The sequence below is a fragment of the Staphylococcus sp. HMSC65H10 genome (assembly GCF_001839185.1).
Taxonomy (GTDB): Bacteria; Bacillota; Bacilli; order Staphylococcales; family Staphylococcaceae; genus Staphylococcus; species Staphylococcus simulans.
Map to the genome: position 1 here is coordinate 18,514 of NZ_KV840331.1, position 9,617 is coordinate 28,130.

Below are 9,617 nucleotides of genomic sequence, written 5' to 3' on the forward strand. Positions count from 1 at the left end.
AAATACCTCTATTCTTATTTTAAAATTCTATAATAGGCATAGAATGATTCTTCCTTATCGTAAGGAGGATAATTTAAATTGGCTTCGCCTGCTTTATGAAAACCAAATTTTTCAAATAAGTTTTGCGCGCGTTGATTCGCAGCATACGTATCAGTGAGTAACACATCAACGCCGTGATCTAACGCGCGTTCAACAGCAAAGTTAAATAATGCTGTTGCTGCGCCTTTATAATTAGCAGAACCTGCAAGTCTATGAATGACATAAGCATTGGTTCTATCTATCGGCCATTCTAGTTCATCATACCATTTTGAATGATTTTGGTCGATAACAATATAACCATAAATTGTATTCTCCTCTTCTAATACAAATAATGATTTATTTGTAATATCTTCCTCAAAATGCTCTAGTAATGGATAGGCTTCATCCCATTGTGGATTATTATCTTCTGCCATAATTTTTTTGGCTTCTTCTGTCAATGCGGCTACCGCATTTAAATCTTCTTGTGATGCGTTTCTGATCATAAATTGTGCCCCTTTATTTTAATTTTTTGATTAAAGTATCTAACATTTCATCATCTTTATTCGCTTTATCTACTAACTTTTCTGCGAATTTTTGATTCGTTTCTTTATCAAATTTGCCTGTTACTGGTAATTGATTATCTTTTTGGAAATCTTCAACTGCAGATTTGAGTTTTGCATCATAGTCATTGTTTTCTTTTCCAACTTGATAATCCAAAGCTTTTAAACCGATTTTTATAGATTTGACATTTTTATCTTGATCGCCTTCTTTAAACACTTTGTCATCAGGAATCATTGATAATGATTGATACTTAGGAGATGCAATTTCGACATCTGGTTTGATTCCTTTACCATGGATGTAAGTACCGTGTGGTGTTAACCATTTCATTTCAGTATATTTTAATAACGAACCATCTGAGTATTCTTGTGTGGTTTGTACAATACCTTTACCAAATGTCTTTTCACCATAAACCTTCGCTTTATTATAGTCTTTCATTGCACCAGTAAAGACTTCAGAAGCACTGGCTGAACCTTCATTGACAAGGATAGATACTTTCATATCTTTTGCTTCTTTTAATGGATCGGTCGGAGTATTCACCGATTCTATTTCTTTCCCTTTTTGCAACTTCACAACCGGTTTATTTTTATCGATGAAGATATTCGACATTTTAACAGCTTCATTTAATAATCCGCCTGGATTATTACGTAAATCTAATACAATTTTTCGTACGCCTTGTTTGTGTGCTTTCATAATATTAGTTTTCAATTCAGCGGCTGTATCTTCTTGGAATTTATTAATCGTGAAGACACCAACATCGCCTTCTTTTTTGTATTCAACACTTTTAACGTGGATTTTTTCTCTTTTGATTTTAATGTTTTGCTCTTGGTTGGCACGCTTAATAGTTAACGTAACTTCAGTACCTTCTTTACCACGTACCATTTTGACTACTTCTGTCAGTGACTTACCTTTAATAGATTTCCCATCTACTTTAGTTAAAACATCTTTGGGTTGTACACCTGCTTTTTCTGCAGGAGATCCTTTCATGGGGCTGGTTACACTGATTTCTTTATTACGTTGCTGCATTTCAGCGCCGATACCTACGAAATCACCTGAAACGTCTTCATTAAATGATTTGGTTTCATCTTTTGTCATATATTGTGAATAAGGATCTTTTAATGATTTAACCATACCGTTAATGGCAGCTTCAGATAATTTTTCTGAATCTTGTTTTTTATAGTAATCATTGGCTAATGTTTGATATGTACTTTCAACTTTACTGAATGATTTTCTTTGTGAGTCGTCTAGCCCTGAAAATTTGTGTGCTATCGCGATTGTCGCAAAGACTGTAAGGATAATCGTTAACAACAATGCGAGTATACTAAATGTGATGAATTTCCATCTTTTAATTTTAAAAAACTTAGGTGCCTTTTTTGAGTCTTGTTCATCTGAAGGTTGATTAGTTTCATCATTATGTTGTGTCACTCGGATATGCCCCTTTCTTAAATTACGTTGATGTGCATAAATAAGTTCTAGTTTGAATGGATAATTCATTTTACCAAATTCAGCACGTTCATCAACTTATATATGGCTATATAAAAAATAAAAAGGGCTGGTGCCTCACACCAACCCTACGTCAAAAATTTAAAATTTTAACCATTCCTGATATTCATCAAATAAGTCATCAAATACATACATTGGTGAACTGATAGAAGCTTCAGTCTCTATATAGTCTGACAATGTATGAAAGTCTGATTCATGTTTTGGAAAAGCTAAATCATCAAAAATCTGTTCTGCTAATTGACCTTTTTCATCAGGTCTGCCTCGCACAGTAAGCGCAAATTGATAAAAAGAATAATCTTTCATTAACCCATTGTCACATCAATTACTTTTGTTTCACTTTTAACTAATTGATCTTGCGGGTGGATATCGATTTTATCTGCTTGATCTGTATTAGTAATAATAATTGGTGAAATGACTGATTTAGCGTTATTTCCAATATAGTCTAAATCAAATTCAACTAGTGGATCTCCAACTTTTACTGTATCGCCGCTTTCAACTAATACATTGAATCCTTCACCATCTAATTGAACTGTATCTAGACCGATGTGAATTAATAATTCTAAACCGTTATCAGCTTTTAAACCTAACGCATGTTTAGTTGGGAAGATATTGTCAACTTTACCTTCAATTGGTGAAACAACGACACCTTCGCTTGGATTAACACCGAAGCCATCACCCATCATTTTTTGCGCAAATACTGGGTCTGGAATATCTTCGATTTTAACGTATTCACCAGAAATCGGTGCATAAACCTCGATTGACTTATCTACTTTATCCTCTTTGCCAAATAATTTTTTAAACATATTATTTCTCTCCTTGGTTCTTGAAATGTGGAATCAAATCACCATATCCAAGTTCTTCTAATTTATCATAAGGAATAAATTGTACAGCAGCTGAATTGATACAATATCTTAATCCGCCTGTTTCTTTTGGTCCATCATTGAAAACGTGACCTAAATGACTGTTTTCAGAACGTACTTCAGTTCTTACCATACCAAATGACTTATCTACAAGTTCAATGATATCATCGTCACTTAGAGCTTTAGAGAAGCTTGGCCAACCACAATCAGAATGAAATTTTTCTTCTGAAGTGAATAGTGGTTTGCCTGAAAGTTTATCGATATAGATACCTTTTTCGAAATGATTCCAATATTCATTTTGGAAAGGAGGTTCTGTACCATTTTCTTGAGTAACAAGATATTCCATATCTGTTAATTCATTTTTACTTTTTTTAAGCATTTTGCTCCCCCCAATGTCTTTCTATAAAGTCTTTTCTTCCTGAACCTTTTTGATACTGTTCATAATGCATTGGATTCTTTTTATAATAATCTTGATGATAAGATTCTGCCGGGTAAAAGTTTTTATATGGTTTTACCGGTGTAATCACAGGTTTATTAAAAATCATTTGTTCGTTTAACTGCTGGATTTTAGATTGTGCAGCTTTTTCTTGTTCTTCGTCATGGTAGAAAATGACCGGTTGGTAACTTTCACCGCGATCGAAGAATTGTCCACCATTATCTGTTGGATCGAACGTCTTGAAATAAACATCTAATATATTTTCAAATGAAGTGATTTCAGGATCATATTCAATTTGTACTGCTTCAACATGTCCTGTTGTGTTCGTACATACTTCTTCATAAGTTGGATTTTCTACGTGGCCGCCACTGTATCCTGAGACAATATTCTTAATACCAGGATAAGATGTGAATGGTTTTACCATACACCAGAAACAACCGCCAGCTAATGTTGCATATGCCAAAATATTACCTCCATTCGGCGTTTAGTCAATTCTAAATTTATCATGACTGCACTTTATTTTCTATTAGTTTGCTTTAACCCGATGATTTTCATGAGAATTATCGATTATTGACGCAAGACAACGAACCCTACTGCACCTTGTCCAGTATGTGTTGAAATAACTGGTGTTGTCGTATTGATTTCAACTTCAGTATTATTTTCTTCAATCGCAAATTGTTGTTTAAACTTATCTACAAAATCTAATGCATTTGCATGAGCTAAGCCAATTTTTTTAATCGAATGATTTTCAATGAACTGAGCAAGCTCTTTTTTAATAATTTGAATACTCGACTTTTGTGTACGTGCATTATGAAGGATTTTGATTTGTCCATCATCAAGAATGCCCACTGGTTTTAAACGCATCATATTACCTATCATACCTTTAGCTTTACCGATACGTCCGCCTTTAATCAGTTGGTTTAATTGGCCAATCACTACAAAGAGTTTGATATTGCTTTGTAAATGTTTTAATTTTTTAAGAATTTCTTCTGTTGATAACCCTTCGTTATTCCATTCAACAATATGTTCCAGTTGGAAACCAAGACCGAATGAAATGGATTTTGAATCAATAACTGTAACTTTTGAATCAGTCATTTGACTAGCTTGATACGCAGTTTGATACGTACCGCTTAATCCAGATGTCATATGAATACTAATGATTTCTGAGCCGTCTTTTCCTAATTCATCGTACATTTCAATAAATTTACCAATAGGAGGTTGGCTGGTTTTGATATCTACATCTTCTTCTATTAACTCAATTACACGTTCAGAAGAAATGTCTTGTTGGTCGATATAAGATTTGCCTTCAATCGTTAAATTAAGAGGAATCACATGAACATCGTGCTCTTTTAGATATGATTGAGGTAAATCTGTTGTTGAGTCTGTGACAATTTTTTTACGCATTTCCATACCTCCTATTACTTTTTACGAACAAGATGTAAGAACGTGTGCGGAATTTTATTGCGTTCATCTTGTTCTCCTTTAACTGAAGATTCAACTTCCCAATCTTCAAAAGTATAAGGTGGGAAGAACGTATCTCCTTGGTATTTATCTTCAATGACAGTGATGTACATGTCATCTACTTTATCGATAAATTCTTCAAACAATGCTTGGCCGCCGAAAATGAAGACATGGCCAGGCAAATCATAAATATCCTCAAAATTGTGTATGACATCTACACCTTCAGGATGAAAAGATTCATCACGTGTTAAAACGACGTTACGTCTGTTTGGAAGCGGTTTGCCGATAGATTCATATGTTTTACGGCCCATTACGAGTGTATTGCCAGTACTTAATTTTTTGACATGTTTTAAATCATTAGGCAAATGCCATGGTAGTTGGTTATCCTTACCGATTACTCTGTTTTGATCATGCGCAACAAGAATAGAAAGCGTCATATTCTTATCCCCTTTCAAAAATTCTAATTGTTTTTATACTGCGATAGGTGCTTTAATACCTGGGTGTGATTGATAATTTACAATCTCCAAGTCTTCATATTGAATATCAAAAATTGAACGATCTGTATTGATTTTTAATTGAGGTGGTTCGTAACTTGAACGACTTAATTGTTTTTTAACCGCATCGATATGATTAGAATAGATATGTGCATCACCGATCGTATGCACAAACTCACCGACTTCTAAGCCGCATTCTTTTGCTACTAAATGTGTTAGTAAACTATAACTTGCTATATTAAATGGAACTCCTAAAAATACATCTGCACTACGTTGATATAATTGGCAACTTAGTTTGCCGTCTTGTACATAAAACTGGAACATCGTATGACATGGCGGTAATGCCATCGTATCAATTTCTGCTGGGTTCCATGCAGATACGATGTGACGTCTAGATGTAGGGTGAGTTTTGATTTGTTCGATGACTGTAGCAAGTTGATCATAATGTTGACCATCTGCACCAACCCAATCTCGCCATTGCTTACCATATACATTCCCTAAATTGCCGTGTTTTTGCGCAAAATCATCATCGTTTAGAATGCGTGATTTAAATTTTTCCATTTCTTGTTGGTAGACTTCGTTGAATGCTTCATCTTGTAATGCTCGATGTGCGAAATTTGTCATGTCCGGACCATGATAATCTTCTGATTCAACATAGTTTTCAAATGCCCATTCATTCCAAATATTATTGTTGTATTCTAGTAAATATTTGATATTTGTGTCGCCTTTCATAAACCAAATCAGCTCAGTCGCAATCAACTTAAAGAATACTTTTTTAGTTGTTAATAATGGGAAGCCTTTACTTAAGTCATAGCGTGATTGATGACCGAATTTTGAAATGGTACCAGTACGTGTACGATCATCGCGTTCGTTCCCGATAGCTAAAATTTCCTTACATAGGTCATGATATGCTTCGTCGAATGAATTCATACCTATCTCCTCCTCAAATCGTATGTATCTCCAATTATAAAAAATGGGACAATTGATGGACTGAGTCAGCCATCAAATATTGTCCCGTACCTTCGATTATGAAATCAATTCAAATTGATTAACAGTTTTCATCAAACATATCTTTGATATCCATACAGATATCTTGAATATCGCGTCCCTCAATATATTCACGAGGCATAAAATGTTTTAATTCTGTACCTTTAAATAAAGCGAAAGAAGGACTTGAAGGTACTTGTTGTATGAACTCTCTCATTTCTTGTGTTGCTTCTTTATCTTGACCTGCAAAGACAGTTACTTTGTGATCAGGCTTTTTATCATTTTGCTCAGCAACTGCTACAGCTGCTGGACGAGCTAATCCAGCTGCACAACCACATACTGAATTAATAACAACAAATGTAGTTTCCTCAGCACCTACATTGTCCATATATTGATCAACTGCTTCTGCAGTTTCTAAACTTTCAAAACCATTTTGTGTTAACTCGCTACGCATACCTTGTGCGAGTTCTTGCATATATGCTTCATATGGATTCATAATATACACTCCTTGTTCATTTATAGTTTATTTTACATGAAATAATCAGAAATGTAATCTAATTAATTTGTTGATTCATCCTAATTCCGCTTATTTATTACGGTTAGCAATTTGTTTCCAAACAGATCCTAGTGCTTCGTCACCTTTTTCAATACGAGAGATGGCCATTTGAATCTGTAACTTCACTTCGTAAGCGTCATCATCTTCATGTGCTTTCAAAGCTGGTAATTGTGCTTCGCCACCTTCATCAAAAATAAACATCGCGGCACGCCAACGCACAATCTTTTGTGGATCATCTAAAGCTTTCTCCATTTCTGGTAAAGCTGCTTTAAATCCTAAATCACTTAATCCATCTCCGGCAGTTCGGCGTACACCAGGATTTTTATCCTGTAAACCTTGGTACATATATGGAAGAACTGACTCATCTTCTACCATACTTGCTAGCACAATAGCTTCGCGTCGAATTGGAATTTTAGGATGATTTAATGCAGTTTCGATAAGAGGATAATCTTCTTTGGTTGGTGTCGGGAAAGATTTCAACATTCTAAGTTGTGCTTTCCAATCTTCTGCCGCATTAAATTCATCAACTGTCACATGTTGATAGTGTGCTGTTGGAACCACAATATCCGTATTTAATGCTTCTTGTTTTAATTCATTAAGTTTATTTTCAGGATATAGTGCGACAAGTTCTTCTTCAACATTATCCATAACTTCTTCTAGTTCGCCATAACGCGTACCTAAATCTTCCCACTTACGCATAAATACTACATTGTCATCATCTTTTTGTGCTGCTAGCATTGTATCGACAAAGTAGTCTGGTAATTGTCTGCGTTCTTCATCCTTAGTAGTAGTGAGTTTAATCTGATACGGGATACCTTTAAATTTGAGCACTTCCGCTTTAATTTCGCCGAAATGTTCATCAGGTGCAGGTGTATCATTTGTTTCAGTTTCAGATTCATTACTAATTGCAGCTGTAATATTAGGCAGTAATGCCTCCCAATCTGCTTTTGGTACTTTATCCACAGCTAAAAAGTCGATGACATGGAAAATGGATTTAACACCTTCAACCTCTAAAAGTCTATTGATAAAATCAGGTTGGCCTTCTTTTACTTTTGTATAGGTGGAGGATTGATTGTCCTCTCTTTTCTTATTCAATACCACTTTCATGGTATTCGGACTTGGTGTCGGTTCAATACGAACGATTTCCATCAAAATAACCCCCAATTATTGTAGTTCGTTACCAAATTGCTTGATTTGTTTACCTACTGAACATTCGTAAATACAAAAATGATGTGCATATGTTTTCCCTTTTGTTTTACGATTATATGTTTTTAATTCACAATTTTTGCAGTAAGTGCTTAATAAATCATCTATGGAATCAAGCGCTCTTTTTTCGGATTTTGAAAAAATAATCGTCACTCCCTTTACATAATTAATAACACCTTAAATGGTTTAAGGACGATTAATTTAGCCTCATTATATCATGCGACACGGTTAACTTCATCTCTCTACTTTGTAGTTGTAACTAAATGGCTATTGCATTTAATGTACGATTTCTATAGAATATATGAGTTGAGTTGCGGTTTCTAAACACCCGCATTAACAAAATTTAGGAGGTTAATTATGTTTTACAATGAAATATTAGGTATTATTGCCTTTCTAGTGACCTTTACATTAATGGTCGCAATGTATCGTTTGTTCGGTAAGCAAGGTTTAATTGCTTGGGTAGCTATCGGAACTGTAATTGCTAACATTCAAGTAATTAAAACTGTAGACATCTTTACGATTTCTGCGACTTTAGGAAATGTAATGTTTGCGTCTATTTATTTAGCGACGGATATTTTAAACGATATCTATGGACGTAAAGTAGCTAAAAGAGCAGTATGGATGGGCTTTAGTTCATCATTAGTAATGATAATTTTAATGCAACTATCATTACATTTTATTCCCGCTCCAGAAGATATGGCACAAAAAGCGCTAAGTACAATTTTCAATATAGTACCTAGAATCGCGTTAGGTTCGATTATCGCTTATATCATCGGACAACATATCGATGTCTTTATCTTTAATGCGATTAAAAAAGTATTCAAGTCAGATCGCACATTTGCAATTCGTGCATATGGGAGTACGACATTAAGTTCTATTATTGATACTGCCCTTTTTGTAAGTATCGCGTTTATTGGTTTGCTGCCAGCAGGTGCAGTCTTTGAAATCTTTATTACGACTTACTTCTTAAAACTACTTGCTACAATCTTTAATGTGCCATTTGGTTACTGGGCTAAATCAATGTACCGAAAAGGTAAAATTCAATCTAAAGATGAAGGTTACTGATTAAGGGTATAGATAATATAATATTTTGATTAAGGATGGAATGATGTATGGCTAAAATATTTTTTGATGCAGCAGTTAAAGGTAATCCAGGACCAGCATCTATTGCAGCAACAATTATTGAAGAGAGTAACCATCAAACTTTCACGCAAGATATCGCACCTACTGACAATCATTCAGCAGAATGGCAAGCTTTTAATTTTGCCTTAGACTGTGCATTAGAATTAAATGTATCTACGGCATTAATTTATACCGATTCTAAGCTGATCACTGACAGTTTAGATAAAGGCTTTGCTAAGAATGAGAAGTTTAAAGGTTATTTAGTTGAAGCAGCGAAGAAAATGAAAGCATTTGATTTATGTCTGATTGATTGGATTCCTAGAGCACAAAATAAAGAAGCCAATCATCATGCGCAACAAGCGCTCTATCAGCAATTAAAATAGGCTCTCTGTCAAATAGGACTGGTGAGCTAAAAC

General features: G+C 34.5%; 14 protein-coding genes. 2 read left to right on the forward strand and 12 right to left on the reverse strand.

Annotated features, from left to right (window positions below):
- Window positions 1-14: 14 nt before the first annotated feature.
- The 12 genes from HMPREF3270_RS04835 to HMPREF3270_RS13500 all read right to left on the reverse strand — a co-directional run bounded on the left by HMPREF3270_RS04835 (window position 15) and on the right by HMPREF3270_RS13500 (window position 8,232).
- Window positions 15-521 (reverse strand): GNAT family N-acetyltransferase, encoded by a 507-nt coding sequence (locus HMPREF3270_RS04835; RefSeq protein WP_070848372.1) that lies wholly within the window; start codon window positions 519-521, stop codon window positions 15-17.
- A 13-nt stretch (window positions 522-534) separates the two neighbouring features.
- Window positions 535-2,070 (reverse strand): S41 family peptidase, encoded by a 1,536-nt coding sequence (locus HMPREF3270_RS04840; RefSeq protein ID WP_141763126.1) that lies wholly within the window; start codon window positions 2,068-2,070, stop codon window positions 535-537.
- A 90-nt stretch (window positions 2,071-2,160) separates the two neighbouring features.
- Window positions 2,161-2,382, reverse strand: coding sequence for a YozE family protein (locus HMPREF3270_RS04845; RefSeq protein WP_002480936.1), 222 nt, complete (start codon window positions 2,380-2,382; stop codon window positions 2,161-2,163).
- Complete coding sequence (locus HMPREF3270_RS04850; RefSeq protein ID WP_002480937.1) at window positions 2,382-2,882, reverse strand: PTS sugar transporter subunit IIA; 501 nt, start codon at window positions 2,880-2,882, stop codon at window positions 2,382-2,384. The genes HMPREF3270_RS04845 and HMPREF3270_RS04850 overlap by 1 nt, the downstream gene beginning before the upstream one ends.
- Before the next feature lies 1 nt (window position 2,883).
- Window positions 2,884-3,318, reverse strand: coding sequence for a peptide-methionine (R)-S-oxide reductase MsrB (msrB, locus tag HMPREF3270_RS04855; RefSeq protein ID WP_002480938.1), 435 nt, complete (start codon window positions 3,316-3,318; stop codon window positions 2,884-2,886).
- Window positions 3,311-3,838, reverse strand: a complete 528-nt coding sequence (msrA, locus tag HMPREF3270_RS04860) for a peptide-methionine (S)-S-oxide reductase MsrA (RefSeq protein ID WP_002480939.1) — start codon at window positions 3,836-3,838, stop codon at window positions 3,311-3,313. Before msrA ends, msrB begins: the two co-directional genes overlap by 8 nt.
- A gap of 104 nt (window positions 3,839-3,942) precedes the next feature.
- Entirely contained in the window at window positions 3,943-4,779 is an 837-nt protein-coding gene (locus HMPREF3270_RS04865; RefSeq protein WP_002480940.1) for a DegV family protein, read from the reverse strand.
- A gap of 14 nt (window positions 4,780-4,793) precedes the next feature.
- The gene (locus tag HMPREF3270_RS04870; protein WP_002480941.1) at window positions 4,794-5,273 is read right to left on the reverse strand and encodes a dihydrofolate reductase; all 480 of its coding nucleotides are present in this window, start codon (window positions 5,271-5,273) and stop codon (window positions 4,794-4,796) included.
- Between the two features lie 33 nt (window positions 5,274-5,306).
- Complete coding sequence (locus tag HMPREF3270_RS04875) at window positions 5,307-6,260, reverse strand: thymidylate synthase (protein WP_002480942.1); 954 nt, start codon at window positions 6,258-6,260, stop codon at window positions 5,307-5,309.
- Between the two features lie 118 nt (window positions 6,261-6,378).
- The gene (gene brxA / locus HMPREF3270_RS04880; RefSeq protein ID WP_002480943.1) at window positions 6,379-6,813 is read right to left on the reverse strand and encodes a bacilliredoxin BrxA; all 435 of its coding nucleotides are present in this window, start codon (window positions 6,811-6,813) and stop codon (window positions 6,379-6,381) included.
- 90 nt (window positions 6,814-6,903) lie between these two features.
- Complete coding sequence (locus HMPREF3270_RS04885) at window positions 6,904-8,022, reverse strand: conserved virulence factor C family protein (RefSeq protein WP_070848371.1); 1,119 nt, start codon at window positions 8,020-8,022, stop codon at window positions 6,904-6,906.
- Window positions 8,023-8,037: 15 nt separating this feature from the next.
- Window positions 8,038-8,232 (reverse strand): zinc-finger domain-containing protein, encoded by a 195-nt coding sequence (locus HMPREF3270_RS13500; RefSeq protein ID WP_081600395.1) that lies wholly within the window; start codon window positions 8,230-8,232, stop codon window positions 8,038-8,040.
- Window positions 8,233-8,436: 204 nt separating this feature from the next.
- Between HMPREF3270_RS13500 and HMPREF3270_RS04890 the strand changes: the two genes are divergently transcribed.
- Together HMPREF3270_RS04890 and HMPREF3270_RS04895 are read left to right on the forward strand one after the other, a co-directional pair.
- Window positions 8,437-9,144 (forward strand): queuosine precursor transporter, encoded by a 708-nt coding sequence (locus HMPREF3270_RS04890; protein WP_002480945.1) that lies wholly within the window; start codon window positions 8,437-8,439, stop codon window positions 9,142-9,144.
- Between the two features lie 47 nt (window positions 9,145-9,191).
- A complete protein-coding gene (locus HMPREF3270_RS04895) occupies window positions 9,192-9,584 on the forward strand; it encodes a ribonuclease HI family protein (RefSeq protein WP_023015205.1) in 393 nt (130 codons plus the stop codon).
- The last annotated feature ends 33 nt before the right edge of the window (window positions 9,585-9,617 follow it).